This window comes from Rhodococcoides fascians NBRC 12155 = LMG 3623 (assembly GCF_001894785.1).
In the GTDB taxonomy this organism is placed as follows: domain Bacteria; phylum Actinomycetota; class Actinomycetes; order Mycobacteriales; family Mycobacteriaceae; genus Rhodococcoides; species Rhodococcoides fascians.
Genome location: NZ_BCWW01000003.1, coordinates 701,783 through 716,515 on the forward strand (window position 1 = coordinate 701,783; position 14,733 = coordinate 716,515).

A 14,733-nucleotide genomic window follows, 5' to 3' on the forward strand; every position below is an offset into this window, starting at 1 on the left:
ACCCAGGGGTACTACGCGCTGCCGTTGAAAAGGCTGGTGACCGAACCGTTTTCGAAGACCTCGCGGATGGTGCGGGCGAGCAGCGGTGCGATCGACAGTTCGGTCAGCGTGTCGAAGCGCTTCTCGTCGCTGATCGGCAGGGTGTTGGTGACGACGACTTCCTTGGCACCGCAGTTGGCGAGGCGCTCGGCGGCCGGGTTGGACAGCACGCCGTGGGTTGCAGCGATGACGACGTCACCCGCCCCGGCTTCTTTGAGTACCTTGACTGCGCCTGCGATGGTGCCGCCGGTGTCGATCATGTCGTCGATGAGGATGCAGGTGCGGCCTTCGACCTCGCCGACGACGCGGTTGGACTTGACCTGGTTGGGCACCAGGGGATCACGCGTCTTGTGGATGAAGGCGAGCGGTGCGCCGCCGAACGAGTCGGCCCACTTCTCGGCGACGCGCACGCGGCCGGAGTCGGGGGAGACGACGGTGATGTGTTCGAGGCTGTACTTGCCGCGGATGTGATCGGCGAGCTGGCTGTGTGCATGCATGTGGTCGACGGGGCCGTCGAAGAAGCCCTGGATCTGGTCGGTGTGCAGATCGACGGTGATGATGCGGTCGGCACCGGCGGTCTTGAGCAGATCGGCGACGAGGCGAGCGGAGATCGGCTCGCGGCCGCGGTGCTTCTTGTCCTGGCGTGCGTACGGGTAGAACGGCAGGATCGCGGTGATGCGCTTGGCGGATCCACGCTTGAGTGCGTCGATCATGATGAGCTGTTCCATCAGCCAGGTGTTCAGCGGGAACGGGTGCGACTGCAGAACGAAAGCGTCCGATCCGCGGACCGACTCCTCGAAGCGCACGAAGATCTCGCCGTTGGCGAAGTCACGTGCCGTCTGCGGGGTGACGTCGATTCCGAGTTCCTTGGCGACCTGCTCGGCCAACTCCGGATGTGCTCGGCCAGAGAACAACATGAGGTTCTTCTGGTTGTCGATCCAATTAGGGGTGGTCACTGCTTTTCGCCGTCCTTTAGTTCTTGCCGAGCACGATCTGCGCGCGCCGCTGCCTGTGCAGCTTCGGTTCCGGGCCTGTTGTGAACGACCCAGCCTTCGATATTGCGTTGCTTGCCACCGGACACGGCCAGTGCGCCGGGAGGAACATCGTCCCGAACCACTGTTCCTGCACCGGTGTAAGCGCCGTCGCCCACGTGCACAGGGGCGACGAACGTCGAGTCGGATCCTGTGCGTACGTGGGATCCGATTTCCGTGCGGCTCTTGTTGACGCCGTCGTAGTTGGCGAAGACGTTGGAGCAGCCGATGTTGCTGTGCTCCCCGATCGTGGCGTCGCCGACGTAGGTGAGGTGCGGGACCTTGGTGTGGTTGCCGATCGTCGCGTTCTTCGTCTCCACGTAGGCACCGAGCTTGCCGCCCGTGCCGAGGACGGTCCCGGGGCGCAGGTAGGTGAACGGCCCGACCGTCGCATCCGGTCCGATGACGGCCTGCTCGGCGTGGGTACGGACGACCGACGCGCGCTCGCCGATCTCGACGTCCCGCAGCGTCGAGTCGGGACCGACGACCGCGTCGTCGGCGATGTGCGTCTTGCCGTGTAGTTGAACGCCGGGTTCGATGCGTACGTCCGCGCCGAGGGTGACGTCGATGTCGATCCAGGTGGTCGCGGGATCGACGACGGTCACGCCTGCGCGCATGTGCCGTTCGATGATGTGGCGGTTGAGCACGGACGTGACGTGCGCCAGCTGAACGCGATCGTTGACGCCCACCACCAGGTCCGGATCGGCGAGCTGGGTGCCGTAGACGGCCTTGCCGTCGGCCTTGCTGATCTTGACGACGTCGGTCAGGTACAGCTCGTGCTGCGCATTGGCGGTGCTGAGCTTGCCCAATGCGGTGCGCAGAGCGACCGCGTCGAATGCGTAGACGCCGGAGTTGACCTCACCGATGAGGACCTGAGCGGGGGTGGCGTCGGCATGTTCGACGATCTCGGCCACCTCGCCGTCGTTCGTACGCACGATGCGGCCGTAGCCGTTGGCATCCTCGGGGAGGAAGGTCAGTACCGTCGCCGCCGCCGGGCGGGGAGCGCTCAGGTGCTCGTCGAGCAGAGCTTTGAGGGTATGGCCGTCGAGCAGCGGGACGTCGGCGGCAGTGACGAGGACGGTGCCCTCGAAGTCGTCCGGTAGCGCCGCAAGGCCGCACTGGACGGCGTGCCCGGTACCGAGCTGTCGGTCCTGCACTGCGGTGTGGATGGTGCGGCCGAACGTGGCGGCCAGATCGTGAACTGCGGCGCTCACCCGTTCGCGATCGTGGCCGACGACGGTGACCAGGTGGTCCGGACCAAGATCGGCGGCGGCGTGCAGCGCATGGGCGAGCATGGTGCGGCCGGCCAGGGGATGCAGAACTTTCGGAGTCTTGGACCGCATTCGGGTACCTGCACCCGCAGCGAGAACGACCACGGCGGTCTGCACAGGCATTGAGCTCCTCGGGGCGATGACGCGAAACGGGCATGCACGAATGGTCTTGCTCGCTCCGCCGCCAGGACTCGAACCTGAACTATCTGAACCAAAATCAGAGGTGCTGCCATTACACCACGGCGGATAATCGACCAGCGGTGGCAGCAGTGGCCGACGAATCGAACGACGCCTTCGTTAGCCGCTGCGCTCCCACTGAGCGCACCGATCCTCGCATGAGAGGTGGCGGTGAGTCGAACCGCGACGCATAACAGACCACTTGCGTCGTTCCGGCGCGGCCCCTGCGACAGGAAAAACGGATGGATCGGGCATCGTTAGTCTGTAGTAGGCGTCGATTCGACGTCCGAATTGCCCACGGTCGGTGACGGAAGCGGTTTTCGATGACAGGCGCAGCCTCCGAGCAGGAACGCACACCTCGTGTCCGCATGACGGGGACACAGAGACGCGAGCAGTTGATCGAGGTGGGGCGCACGCTGTTCGCCGAGCGTGGGTACGAGGCGGCGTCGGTGGAGGAGATCGCCGGACGCGCGAACGTGTCCAAACCGGTGGTCTACGAACACTTCGGGGGCAAGGAAGGCCTCTATGCCGTCATCGTGGATCGCGAGATGTCGACGCTGCTGGGCATGATCACCAGTTCACTCGAACTCAACCGGTCGCGTATTCGGGTCGAACGAGTCGCGCTCGCCCTGCTGACGTACATCGAGGAGCGCACCGACGGATTCCGCATTCTGGTCCGCGATTCGCCGGCATCGGCCGAGGACGGCAAGTACTCGTCTCTCCTCAACGAGGCCGTGGGACGCGTCGGGCACATGCTCGCGGGGGATTTCTCCCGGCGCGGTCTGGATCCGGAATTCGCGCCGATGTATGCGCAGGCGTTGGTCGGCATGGTGTCGATGACGGCCCAGTGGTGGCTCGACGTGCGAACGCCGCCCAAGGAAGTGGTTGCGGCCCACGTGGTGAACCTGTGCTGGAACGGGCTGACGAATCTGGAGGCGGACCCTCGACTGGCCGAGGAATGACAACTCTGTTTCGGCTCTCACCGAGGAAAAAAGGGGGTATCGTCCCCTTTGTCGGGCGGGAGGGCCGCAACACATCAGGGGCGATTGTCATCCGGACCGATGCATGTTGGCGTCAAACGTAAAGCTGCTCAGTGGTACCGTTCGGGCGTAATTTGCGCAGTGGAAGTTCAATCGCAGAGGCGGATCCTATGGTCAGGCAGGCTCGCGCTGAGATCACTCGCGACACCGTGCTTGCAGGCGCAGCGAATGTCTTCCTGCGCCTCGGGTACGCGAACGCAAGCCTCAGTGAAATCATCTCTCAGTCCCAGGTCACCAAGGGCGCGTTGTACTTCCATTTCGGCTCGAAGGAAGAACTCGCACGTGCCGTCATCGACGAGGGCAATGCGCGTCTGAGCACGGCTTGCATGCAGTTCAACGACGGGCGCATCCCGGCCCTGGAAGCTGCGATCGGGATCTCCTACATCGTCGTCGACCTCTCCGTCACCGACCCGATGGTGTCGGCGATGCTGCGTCTGAGCCATCAGATCGGTGATTACCGCGGCACCGAGGGCAACGTCATGGCCGGCTGGAGCGTCGCGTTCGACAAGCTCGCCGCCAAGGCCATCGCACAGGGTGACATCGACCCCAGTTCGGATCCGAGCACCATCGGTTCGCTCGTGCTCGAAATCCTCACCGGCGTTCACATGGTCGCCGTCGCTACCTCCACCACCGAGGAACTGCCCTCGCGGATGGAGCGACTCTGGTACTACCTGCTCCCCGCGCTGGTGCCGACAAACAAGTTGGACTACTTCCGCGAATTCGCGGCCCGTCGCGTCATTCGCTTCGGTCCGTAGTTCGGGCCCCCAGTTCCAGGCTCTGATTTCGAGGCCCTGATTCTCGGGCTCGGTCCTGGTTCGACGGCATCTCCCGCGTGTCACGGTGTCGGTGCGCTCCCATAGACTCGACGGGACTGTGCGTGCGCAGCCATCGCCTCGACTCGTTCAGGAGCATTGCTGTTGTCTTCCGATTCCCTGCCTGCCATGACCACGTCCGGGCCGGCCCCGATCGTTCCCGACGCGGCGCTTCACCTTTCGGGGCTCGCCAGTGTCGCGTTGACGGATGCGTCGATGGTCGCGGTCGCCGACGCGATCGGAACGGCCGAGCACACGTTGATCGGGCCGCACTCGGTGCGCCCGTTCGTGGCCGCCGCAATCGCGCAGCACACCCAACTTCTGATCGTCACGGCGACGGGACGCGAAGCCGACGACCTGACGAGTGAACTCACCCAGATTCTCGGTGGCGGCGTCGCCATGTTCCCGTCGTGGGAGACGCTGCCGCACGAACGGCTCTCCCCGAGCGCCGATACCGTGGGCAAGCGTCTCGATGTGCTCCGTCGTCTCGCCCGCCCCGGCGACAGCGACTACGGCGATCCGCTGCGTGTCATCGTCACCACCGTTCGCTCGCTGGTGCAGCCGATGGCCCCGGGTCTCGGCGAGATCGAACCCGTCACGCTCAAAGTCGGTCTCGATCTGGACTTCGACGGGCTGATCCATCGCCTCGTCGAATTCGGCTACCTGCGCGTCGACATGGTGGGCAAGCGCGGCGAATTCGCCGTCCGCGGCGGCATTCTCGACCTGTTCTCGCCGACGGCCGATCATCCGATTCGCGTCGAATTCTGGGGCGACGAGATCACCGAGCTCCGCGCATTCGCGGTCTCCGATCAGCGATCGCTCCCCGATCACGAGGTCGATCTCGTCATCGCGCCGCCGTGCCGAGAATTGCTTCTCACGCAGGAGGTTCGGGATCGCGCGGCCGTGCTCGCCGCCGACAATGCCGGTGACACCGCGTTGGTCGAGATGCTGGACAAGCTGTCGGCCGGAGTCCCGGTGGAGGGCATGGAGGCGCTGCTGCCGCTGCTGCAACCCGGCGAGTTGCAACTGCTCGCCGACACACTGCCCGCCGGGACCCACGTCCTGCTCTGCGATCCCGAGCGAATCCGAACTCGCGCAACCGATTTGGTCCGCACCGGACAGGAATTCCTCGAAGCGTCCTGGACTGCGGCATCCATCGGTGGAGCCGCGCCACTGGATACGTCCACCCTCGATACGTCCAGCCTCGAGGGGGCCTCGCTCGATCTCGGTGCCTCCGCGTACCGCTCGCTGCGGCAGGTACGTGAATCGGCCCAGGTGCACGGTCGGCCGTGGTGGACCATCAGCCCCTTGGCGTCGGGGAACGGCGAAGAAGTGGAGCTCGCCGTCGATCCCGTGCCCGAGGTGCGAGGTTCCGAGGAAGCGTTGACGGCGCTGTACGCCACCCTGCGAGCTCACATCGCCACCGGGGGACGGGCCGTCATCTCCGTGGCCGGAGCCGGCACCGCCAAGCGCATCATCGAGCGCCTCGCCGAGGCCGAAGTGCCTGCTGCACATCTCGATTCCGGCGCCGTCCCGGTTCCGGACGTCGTCAACGTCCTGTGCGGATCGTTGCACGACGGTCTGGTGTTTCCCGACGCAAAGCTCGTGGTCGTCACCGAGAGCGATCTCACCGGCAACCGTGTCGCGGCGGCGGGGGAGGGACGCAAGCTACCGGCGAAGCGGCGCAATCAGGTCGATCCGCTGGCTCTCGTCGCCGGCGACAGCGTCGTCCACGATCAGCACGGCATCGGCCGGTTCGTCGAGATGGTCGAGCGCACCATCGGCGGTGCCCGGCGCGAATACCTCGTCGTCGAATACGCGCCGAGCAAGCGCGGTCATCCCGGCGACCGCCTGTTCGTGCCGATGGATTCGCTCGATCAACTCTCGCGCTACGTCGGCGGCGAACTGCCGACACTGAGCAAGCTCGGCGGGTCCGACTGGGCGAACACCAAACGCAAGGCGCGCAAGGCGGTTCGCGAGATCGCCGGCGAACTCGTGCAACTGTATGCCGCTCGTCAGGCGGCTCCGGGGCACGCCTTCGGGGCCGACACTCCGTGGCAGCGCGAGATGGAAGATGCGTTCGGGTTCACCGAGACGGTCGATCAGATGACAGCCATCACCGAGGTCAAGGCCGACATGGAGAAGGCCGTCCCGATGGACCGCGTCATCCTCGGCGATGTGGGTTACGGCAAGACCGAGATCGCCGTGCGCGCCGCGTTCAAGGCAGTTCAGGACGGCAAGCAGGTGGCCGTCCTGGTCCCGACAACGCTTCTCGCTCAACAGCATCTGCAGACGTTCACCGCGCGGATGGCGTCGTTCCCGGTGACGGTCAAAGGGCTCTCGCGCTTCACCCACGGTGCCGATTCCAAAGAAGTGATGGCCGGATTGGCCGACGGCACCGTCGACATCGTCGTCGGCACGCACAGGTTGCTGCAGACCGGTGTCGCCTGGAAGGACCTCGGCCTGGTCATCGTCGACGAGGAGCAGCGTTTCGGCGTCGAGCACAAGGAGCACATCAAGTCGCTCCGTACTCACGTCGACGTGCTGACGATGTCGGCCACCCCGATTCCGCGAACGCTGGAGATGAGCCTGGCGGGCATTCGCGAGATGTCGACCATCCTCACCCCGCCCGAGGAGCGGCATCCGGTGCTGACCTACGTCGGTGCCTACAACGACAAGCAGGTTGCCGCCGCCATCCGGCGTGAATTGCTGCGCGACGGCCAGGTGTTCTTCGTGCACAACCGAGTGAGCTCGATCGACAAGGCCGCCAAGAAGATTCGGGATCTCGTCCCCGAGGCGCGAGTGGCGACCGCACACGGTCAAATGAACGAGGAAACTCTCGAACGCACCGTGCAGGGTTTCTGGCAACGCGAGACCGACGTGTTGGTGTGCACCACCATCATCGAGACCGGTCTCGACATCTCCAACGCCAACACGCTGATCGTCGAACGCTCCGATTCGCTCGGCCTGTCCCAGCTGCATCAGCTGCGCGGTCGAGTGGGTCGTAGCCGCGAACGCGGGTACGCGTACTTCCTGTACCCGCCGGAGAAGCCGCTCACCGAAACCGCCTACGACCGTTTGGCGACCATCTCGCAGAACTCCGACCTCGGAGCCGGTATGGCCGTGGCGATGAAGGACCTCGAAATTCGTGGTGCCGGAAACGTTCTGGGAGCCGAGCAGTCGGGCCACGTCGCCGGCGTCGGATTCGATCTGTACGTGCGGCTCGTCGGTGAAGCGGTCGAGGCCTACCGCGCTGCCGCCGACGGTAAGCCGATCACGACGGACGAGGCACCCAAGGAAGTGCGTATCGACCTCCCCGTCGATGCGAACATCCCGCCGGATTACGTCACCAGCGACCGGCTTCGGCTCGAGGGCTACCGGAAGCTCGCCGCCGCGGCCGACTCCGAGGGCATCGACGCCGTCATCGACGAACTCGTCGATCGCTACGGCCCGCTACCCGAGGAGGTCGGCCGCCTGGTCTCCATCGCGAAGCTGCGCTTGATCGCTAAGGAGTACGGCCTGACCGACGTCAATGTGGCCGGGACACAGGTGAAATTGGCTCCGATGGACCTGCCCGATTCCAAGCAGATCAGGCTCAAGCGCCTCTACCCGAGCGCGACGTATCGTGCGACCACCGGAGTGGTGCAGCTGCCGTTGCCCCGCGTCGAAGGCGGCGGTGTCGGAGCGGCGCGCGTCCGCGATGTCGAATTGGTGCAGTTCATCGCCGATCTCATCCTATCCTTGGACGGGAAGCCATCTCGGTCCGTCCTGTTGGAGCAAACTGTGGGGGTGTAGCGGTGACGATCGTTCTGCTCGACCCTGTTCGTCCTACTCAGGTACCGGTGGACGCCGTCGAATTTCTCGGTGGCGCAGTGCAGTTCACCGAAGAGGTTCCGGTGAAGGTGCGCTGGTTGTTCTCCGGCACCGCCGCGCCCGACGACGTCGATGCCGTGTTGGTGAGCACCGACCGGACCAATCCCGATGTACAGAACCGGATCGCCCGCGGCGAACGCGTCGTCGCGGCCGAGAAGCTTCCTGGCGACGACGTCATCGCGGCGGTTCAGCTGATGGACCGTTTGCGTAGCGTCGGCGGCTGGGAAGCTCAGCAGACGCACGAGTCGCTGCGCGGTTATCTTCTGGAAGAGACCTACGAGCTGCTCGACGCCATCGCCGCCGGCAACTTGGTCGACCTCCGTGAAGAGCTGGGAGACCTGTTGTTACAGGTGCTCTTTCACTCCCGGATCGCCCAGGACGCCGCCGAGGACCCCTTCGACGTCGATGACGTTGCCGCAGGTCTGGTGCGGAAGCTGACACACCGCAGCCCGCATCTGAGCCGAACCGACACCGGACCGATCGACATCGTCGAGCAGGAGCGGATGTGGGAAGAGAAGAAAGCGTCGGAAAAAGCCAGGGGCTCCTGCCTGGACGGCATCGCGATGTCTCAGCCGTCACTTGCATTGGCGCAGAAGGTGATCGGACGCGCCAGCAAAGCAGGATTGCCCGACGAGCTCGTTCCGGACGGTCTACGGGTCGTCCACATCGGCGTCGACCATTCGAACGGCGGGGACAGTGCCGAGGACGCATTACGGCGTCGAGTACTCGATTTCGCGGCGTTGATCCGTAATGCCGAGGCATCGGCCCGCAATGCGGGCGTCACGCCGGGAGAGATGAGTGCGTTGGATTGGATCGAACACTGGGGTCTACGCGGCTGACCGGGACGCTTTCTGCTTCCAGGCACGCGAAGACAGCAATCGCATCCCGTTCAAAGCGACGATAACCGTGGAGCTTTCGTGACCGGCCACGCCGATCGGGGGCGGTAGGGTGCCGATCAGATCCCAGGCGACCAGCACGACGATGAACGTCGCCGCAATTACCAGGTTCGCGACCACGATGCGGTGAGCCCGCCGCGAAAGCGCGATGACGGACGCCAGGGCACCGAGGTCGTCGCGGATCAGGACGGCATCGGCGGTGTCGAGCGCGAGATCGGATCCTCGACGTCCCATGGCGACACCGATGTCGGCCGTGGCCATCGCCGGCGCGTCGTTGACGCCGTCGCCGACCAACAGCACTCGCCGCGGGGTCTCGCCGTCGGTACGTTCGTTCTGCAGTTGTGTGACGGCCTCGGCCTTGTCCTGGGGCAGCAGCCCCGCGCGCACGTCGACAATTCCGGCGCGCGCTGCCACTGCTCGAGCAACGCGGTCGTTGTCGCCGGTGAGAAGCACCGCTGGGGTGCCGACCAGTTCTTCGAGACCTGCGACCGTGGTGTCGGCTTCGGCGCGAACGATGTCGACGAGTCCGATCACCGCGATCGCTTCTCCGTCGAGGTGCACGATCACCGCCGTCATGCCCTCGGCTTCTCGAAGGGCGGCGGTGCGCTCGGCCGGGGCGTTCGTGTTGTGCTGTGCGGCTTCGGGTTTCGTGACCGTGACGATGCGGCCGTCGACCGTTGCCGTGACTCCCATGCCGGGTGTCGAATCGAAGTGCGTTGCGGTCGGTATCGACACACCTCTAGCCTTCGCGAATTCGACGACGGCAGTCCCGATGGGATGCTCACTCCCGTTCTCCGCTGCAGCTGCCAGGCGGAGTACCTCGTGCTCGGTGAACTCACCCAGCGCGTCGATGCGTTCGACTCGCGGTGTTCCCTCGGTCAGGGTTCCCGTCTTGTCGAAGGCGACCGTGTCGATGGAGCGCAGCTGTTCCATCGCCACGGCAGACTTGACCAGTACGCCGTTTCTGCCCGCGGTGGCCATCGCTGCGAGTAGGGGCGGCATGGTCGCCAGGACCACCGCGCACGGTGACGCGACGATCATGAACGTCATCGCTCGCAGCAACGACGATTCGAGGTCGTTCCCGAGCAGCATCGGCACCGCGAATATCGCTGCGGTACAGAGCACGACGGTCTTCGAGTAGTACTGCTCGACTTTCTCGATGAACAGTTGCTTCTCGGCCTTGGTCTCGGACGCATGCTCGACCATGGTGACGATGCGCGCGATGATCGTGTCGGACGGGTCGACGTCGATTCTGATCCGTAGTGCGCCAGTGCCGTTGATGGTTCCGGCGAACACCTCGTCGCCCACGGATTTCGAGACGGGTACCGATTCTCCGGTGATCGAGGCCTGATCGATGTCGGATGCACCGTCGACTATGGTGCCTTCACCCGAAATGCGTTCGCCGGGGCGCACTGTCACGATGTCGCCCGGACGGAGGTCGGATGCGTCGACCGTTCGTTCGTGGCCGGAGGTGTCGAGCACGGTCGCGGTCTCGGGTGCCAGATCCAGCAAACTCCGAATCGAGTCGGCGGTGCGTCTGGTGAGCACCGCTTCGAGGGCACCGGACGTGGCGAAAATGACGATCAGCAGTGCGCCGTCGAAGATCTGCCCGATCGCGGCGGCACCGAGTGCGGCGACGATCATCAGCAGGTCGACGTCGAGCGTTCGGTCCCGCAGCGCCCGGAGTCCTTCCAGCGCAGGCTCCCACCCACCGGTGGCGTAGCAGGCGAGGTAGAGCGCCCAGTACGTCCATGTCGGCGCGTCGATCAACTGCGCGAGAAGTCCGAGGGCGAACAGTGCCGTCGCGGCCAGCGCCCATCTGACTTCGGTGATGTCGACGAGACGGGTGCGGCTCGCGCCGGCTGGGGGTCGCACGTCGGCCTGTGCCGGGGCGGTGCTGGTGAAAGTCATGTGGGCCTTCGTTCCTCGGAGAGTGCGAACCTCACCGTACAGGATTACATGAAGACCTTTACATGTGTACATAAACTATAGTGGTCGTATGGGACATGGAGTCGAGGGACGCAGCACGCCGCCTGCGCAGCTCGATGCCGAATCTGCCGCCACGGTGGCCGCGACCCTCCAGGCTCTGGCCACGCCGAGCCGACTGCGCATTCTGACGCAGCTACGGCAGGGGCCGAGCGGGGTCAACGATTTGGCCGAGGCAGTGGAAATGGAACAGTCGGCGGTATCTCATCAGCTCCGTTTGTTACGCGCCATGGGGCTGGTCACCGGAACTCGCTCGGGCCGAAGCGTCATCTATCGCCTGTACGACAACCACGTCGCGATGCTGCTCGACGAGGCCGTCTACCACATCGAGCACCTCGGAATGTCGGCATCGGATTTCCCCTCCGATGCCGACTCCGCCTGAGATGTTCTCACTCGCCCCAATACTCGCGCTGGGGGGATATTCCTCGTCCCTCGGGTTGGGATCAATGTGGGTTTCAGTCGGTCAGAGTGCAACAAAGGCGCATTGATCCGGTCCGGCTACCTACGCCAGAACAGGTGATGAGTCATACCGCTGCTGCTCGGGACAACTTCGTGCTCGAATCTGTCGTTCAGTTCGTCGGGTGAATCCCACAGCTTCAGGCCCGAGCCGAATTCGATGGGTGCGACGGCGATGTGCATGGTGTCGACCAGATCTGCGTCGAGGAATTCGCGGATACTCGTGACGCCACCGCCGAGTCGCACGTCCTTCCCGTCGGCCGCCTCCTTCGCCTGTTTCAGTACGTCGGCGGGCTCGCCGTCGACGAAGTGAAACGTGGTGTCGGAGAGTGTGATCGACGGCCGTTCGTGGTGGGTGAGCACGAAGACGGGCGTGTGGAACGGCGGCTCGTCACCCCACCAGCCCTGCCACTCGTGATCGGCCCAGGGTCCGCGTTGTGGCCCGAACTTGTGTCGGCCCATGATCTCGGCACCGATGTTGCGGGCGAAGTCGCGGGCGAAGTAGTCGTCGAGTCCGCGGCTACCGCTCGAACCGGCGTTTCCAGGAAAACTGGCGGTGGCGAAGTACCACCTCATCAGTGCCAGATGGTCGAGACCGAACGGGCTCTCGAGGCTCTGGTCCTCGCCCGCAGCAATCCCGTCGCTCGAGACGGTGAAATTCTGTACCCGAACCAGCTGACCCATATGTGCTCCCGATGTCGATGACGAAAACATACGACGGTGTAGACCGAACCGCGTGCACGAACTCACCGCCCGGACGGGGTGGGGCCGGCGATTGAATCACTCGAACAGCGTGGAACCCCAGTACTCGGATTCTCCGACGCCGGGTGGGCAGGCGAATACCGCAGACCCGACGTGTTGGATGTATTCGTTCAGTGCGTCCTTGCGAGACAGTGCCAACTGCATCGGGACGAATTGGGTCAGGGGATCGCGGCAGTAGGCGATGAAGAACAGTCCGGCGTCGAGGTGTCCGAAGCCGTCCGATCCGTCGGTGAAGTTGTATCCCCGACGCAGGATCTGGACGCCGCCGAGGTTTTCCTTCGACGCCAGACGCACGTGTGCGGTCTTGTCGATGAAGGTGCCTTCGGGTCCCTGTGACTCGAAGTCGAGTGCGTCGAATTCATCTTTCTGACCGAGCGGTGCGCCGGATCCCTTGCTGCGCCCGATCACTCGCTCTTGTTCCTTGAGCGTGGTGCGGTCCCACGATTCGATGAGCATGCGGATACGGCGGGCCACGAGGTAGGAGCCACCTGCCATCCATTCCTGATCGTCGTCAGGGGCAACCCAGACGTTCTCGTCCAGCAGAGACGGGTCCTCGGCCTTGAGGTTGGCGGTCCCGTCCTTGAAGCCGAACAGGTTTCGCGGGGTGTCCTGGGTGGTCGAGGTGGACGAGGTGCGTCCGAAGCCCAGCTGAGACCACTTGACCGAAACCGTGCCGAACCCGACGCGGGCGAGGTTGCGAATGGCGTGCACGGCAACCTGCGGGTCGTTTGCACAGGCCTGGATGCAGAGGTCGCCACCCGAGCGGCGCGGGTCGAGGTTGTCGGCCGGAAAGTGCTGCAGATCAGCAAGGGAGGCAGGTCTTCTCGACGCCAGATCGAACCGATCGAACAGTGCCGGACCGAAACCGATCGTCAACGTCAAAGACGATGCGGTCAGGCCCAGCGCCTCACCGGTGTCGGCGGGCGGGTTGTACTGGCCGCCGTCGACAGCTCCGCCGTCGAACGTCTCCTCGCCATGCACCAACCGCTCGGCCATCAGGGTCCACTTCTTCAGCAGCGCAACGAAATCCTCGCGAGAGTCGGTGGTGACGTCGAACGCGACGAAGTGCATGCGGTCCTGTGCCGGAGTGACGATGCCGGCCTGATGGTCGCCGCGGAACTCGACGACGTCCGACGTCGGCACCTCTGCGCCCGAGGCCGTCGCGTGTCCCGCGATGGCCCCGACTCCGACGAGTGCAGCCCCGGTCCCGACGGCACCGAAGAGGCGCCGCCGGGAGAACTGTCCAGTCTTATTGTCCGGCAACGACACCCTGCACCTGGCTCACTTCGGCGGACAGTGCGTCGATCTTGTTCGACAGTTCCTGTCGCTGCGGTTCGGTCACGGTGTCGTAGAAGACGAAGCCGTCGCCGCTGCGGTACTTGGCGAGTTCGGCGTCGAGTTCTGCGAAGCGGGCGTCGATCGCGGTGCCCAGTTCGGCGTTGCGCTCGTCGAGGATCGGACGCACGGCCGCGATGGCTGCCTGCGAGCCGTCGACGTTGGCCTGGAAGTCCCACAGATCGGTGTGCGAGAAGAAGTCCTCTTCACCGCTGATCTTGGTCTTGGCGACCTCGTCGAGCAATCCCTGTGCGCCACCGGCGACCTGGACGGGGTCGATGGTGAAGTCGTCGGCCTTGATCTTGTCTGCGAGTTCGGTGATGTCGGCCTCGAGCTGATCGGCCATCGCGTTGGTGTCGGGCTGCAGTCCCTGCGTCCACAGGTCCTTCTCGATGCGGTGGAAGCCGGTCCACTCCGCGCCGGGCTCGACGTCGGGCTCGCGCAGGTCGATGCGCGGATCGAGATCGTCCGGGAAGCTCTCGGCGACCGGCTCGATGCGCTCGTAATAGCTACGCGCGATGGGGAACTGGGCCTTGGCGGCGGCCACGTCGCCGCTCTTGACCGCGGTGACGAACGACGTCGTGGTCTCTTGCAACGCGTCGATCTGACTGACGACGTAGCGCTTGTAGCCCGCAGCCGCCTCGGTGAGCAAGCCGTCCTCGTCCGTCTGGCGAACCGAATCGCCGGTCACGACGAAATCGGCGCGGACGCCGTCGCCCACCATGCCTGCCTTGCAGGCGGTTTGGTACGTGCCGGGGTCGGGCAGAGCGACGATGAGCTGACGCGTGAGACCCGGTCCGATGTTCTCGACCTCGCCCATGACTCGGTCGCCCTCGCCGTAGACGTAGAACTCGGTGACCTTGCTGCCGTTGTTGGTGATCTGGAACGTGGAGTTTCCGGTGGTGCCCTCGGATGCACCGACGTCGCAGGACGAGTCGGTGGCCGTGACGGCGATATCGCCCGACGCGGCCTCGGTCGAGGACTTCTCGGTGCATCCGGCCAGGGCCATCGGTAGAACCGCGACCGCGGCCAGAGCGTAGGTGGTACGACGCATG

11 protein-coding genes and 1 tRNA gene are annotated in these 14,733 nt (G+C 64.8%); 5 read left to right on the top strand and 7 right to left on the bottom strand.

Features of this window, described 5'->3' with window-relative positions; all coding sequences use genetic code 11:
• Positions 1–11: 11 nt before the first annotated feature.
• The 3 genes from RFA01S_RS11135 to RFA01S_RS11145 form a co-directional block, all read right to left on the bottom strand.
• On the bottom strand, positions 12–995 hold the full coding sequence (locus tag RFA01S_RS11135) for a ribose-phosphate diphosphokinase (RefSeq protein ID WP_027496100.1): 984 nt from the start codon (positions 993–995) through the stop codon (positions 12–14).
• On the bottom strand, positions 992–2,464 hold the full coding sequence (gene glmU, locus RFA01S_RS11140; protein ID WP_027496101.1) for a bifunctional UDP-N-acetylglucosamine diphosphorylase/glucosamine-1-phosphate N-acetyltransferase GlmU: 1,473 nt from the start codon (positions 2,462–2,464) through the stop codon (positions 992–994). Before glmU ends, RFA01S_RS11135 begins: the two co-directional genes overlap by 4 nt.
• Before the next feature lie 53 nt (positions 2,465–2,517).
• Positions 2,518–2,588 (bottom strand) — tRNA-Gln (locus tag RFA01S_RS11145).
• A gap of 253 nt (positions 2,589–2,841) precedes the next feature.
• Between RFA01S_RS11145 and RFA01S_RS11150 the strand changes: the two genes are divergently transcribed.
• The 4 genes from RFA01S_RS11150 (at position 2,842) to RFA01S_RS11165 (ending at position 9,082) form a co-directional block, all read left to right on the top strand.
• Positions 2,842–3,480, top strand: coding sequence for a TetR/AcrR family transcriptional regulator (locus RFA01S_RS11150; RefSeq protein ID WP_032407562.1), 639 nt, complete (start codon positions 2,842–2,844; stop codon positions 3,478–3,480).
• A gap of 188 nt (positions 3,481–3,668) precedes the next feature.
• Positions 3,669–4,313: a ScbR family autoregulator-binding transcription factor gene (locus tag RFA01S_RS11155; RefSeq protein ID WP_027496103.1), complete on the top strand. Its 645-nt coding sequence runs from the start codon at positions 3,669–3,671 to the stop codon at positions 4,311–4,313.
• 186 nt (positions 4,314–4,499) lie between these two features.
• Positions 4,500–8,165 (top strand): transcription-repair coupling factor, encoded by a 3,666-nt coding sequence (gene mfd, locus RFA01S_RS11160; protein WP_032407561.1) that lies wholly within the window; start codon positions 4,500–4,502, stop codon positions 8,163–8,165.
• A 2-nt stretch (positions 8,166–8,167) separates the two neighbouring features.
• Positions 8,168–9,082 carry a nucleoside triphosphate pyrophosphohydrolase gene (locus RFA01S_RS11165; RefSeq protein WP_027496105.1) on the top strand — a complete coding sequence of 305 codons (915 nt, stop codon included), beginning with the start codon at positions 8,168–8,170 and terminating at the stop codon, positions 9,080–9,082.
• On the opposite strand, the gene RFA01S_RS11170 is transcribed toward RFA01S_RS11165, so the two are convergent.
• Positions 9,071–11,050, bottom strand: coding sequence for a heavy metal translocating P-type ATPase (locus tag RFA01S_RS11170; RefSeq protein ID WP_081371318.1), 1,980 nt, complete (start codon positions 11,048–11,050; stop codon positions 9,071–9,073). The two genes, RFA01S_RS11165 and RFA01S_RS11170, sit on opposite strands and share 12 nt — an antisense overlap.
• Positions 11,051–11,138: 88 nt before the next feature.
• Here RFA01S_RS11170 and RFA01S_RS11175 point away from each other — a divergent pair, with 88 nt between their 5' ends.
• Positions 11,139–11,507 carry an ArsR/SmtB family transcription factor gene (locus RFA01S_RS11175; RefSeq protein ID WP_032407560.1) on the top strand — a complete coding sequence of 123 codons (369 nt, stop codon included), beginning with the start codon at positions 11,139–11,141 and terminating at the stop codon, positions 11,505–11,507.
• A gap of 116 nt (positions 11,508–11,623) precedes the next feature.
• Here RFA01S_RS11175 and RFA01S_RS11180 read toward each other — a convergent pair whose 3' ends face one another.
• The 3 genes from RFA01S_RS11180 to efeO form a co-directional block, all read right to left on the bottom strand.
• The gene (locus tag RFA01S_RS11180) at positions 11,624–12,265 is read right to left on the bottom strand and encodes a dihydrofolate reductase family protein (protein WP_032407559.1); all 642 of its coding nucleotides are present in this window, start codon (positions 12,263–12,265) and stop codon (positions 11,624–11,626) included.
• Between the two features lie 96 nt (positions 12,266–12,361).
• Complete coding sequence (gene efeB / locus RFA01S_RS11185; protein ID WP_032407558.1) at positions 12,362–13,612, bottom strand: iron uptake transporter deferrochelatase/peroxidase subunit; 1,251 nt, start codon at positions 13,610–13,612, stop codon at positions 12,362–12,364.
• Positions 13,593–14,732, bottom strand: coding sequence for an iron uptake system protein EfeO (gene efeO / locus RFA01S_RS11190; RefSeq protein ID WP_032364102.1), 1,140 nt, complete (start codon positions 14,730–14,732; stop codon positions 13,593–13,595). The genes efeB and efeO overlap by 20 nt, the downstream gene beginning before the upstream one ends.
• Between the last annotated feature and the right edge of the window lies 1 nt (position 14,733).

Bases quoted from the DNA above. Each gene is read 5' to 3' on its own strand.
- RFA01S_RS11180 (WP_032407559.1), bottom strand. From the start codon at position 12,265: ATGGGTCAGCTGGTTCGGGTACAGAATTTCACCGTCTCGAGCGACGGG.
- RFA01S_RS11155 (WP_027496103.1), top strand. From the start codon at position 3,669: ATGGTCAGGCAGGCTCGCGCTGAGATCACTCGCGACACCGTGCTTGCA.
- RFA01S_RS11170 (WP_081371318.1), bottom strand. From the start codon at position 11,050: ATGACTTTCACCAGCACCGCCCCGGCACAGGCCGACGTGCGACCCCCA.
- glmU (WP_027496101.1), bottom strand. From the start codon at position 2,464: ATGCCTGTGCAGACCGCCGTGGTCGTTCTCGCTGCGGGTGCAGGTACC.
- RFA01S_RS11175 (WP_032407560.1), top strand. From the start codon at position 11,139: ATGGGACATGGAGTCGAGGGACGCAGCACGCCGCCTGCGCAGCTCGAT.
- RFA01S_RS11150 (WP_032407562.1), top strand. From the start codon at position 2,842: ATGACAGGCGCAGCCTCCGAGCAGGAACGCACACCTCGTGTCCGCATG.
- efeO (WP_032364102.1), bottom strand. From the start codon at position 14,732: ATGCGTCGTACCACCTACGCTCTGGCCGCGGTCGCGGTTCTACCGATG.
- mfd (WP_032407561.1), top strand. From the start codon at position 4,500: ATGACCACGTCCGGGCCGGCCCCGATCGTTCCCGACGCGGCGCTTCAC.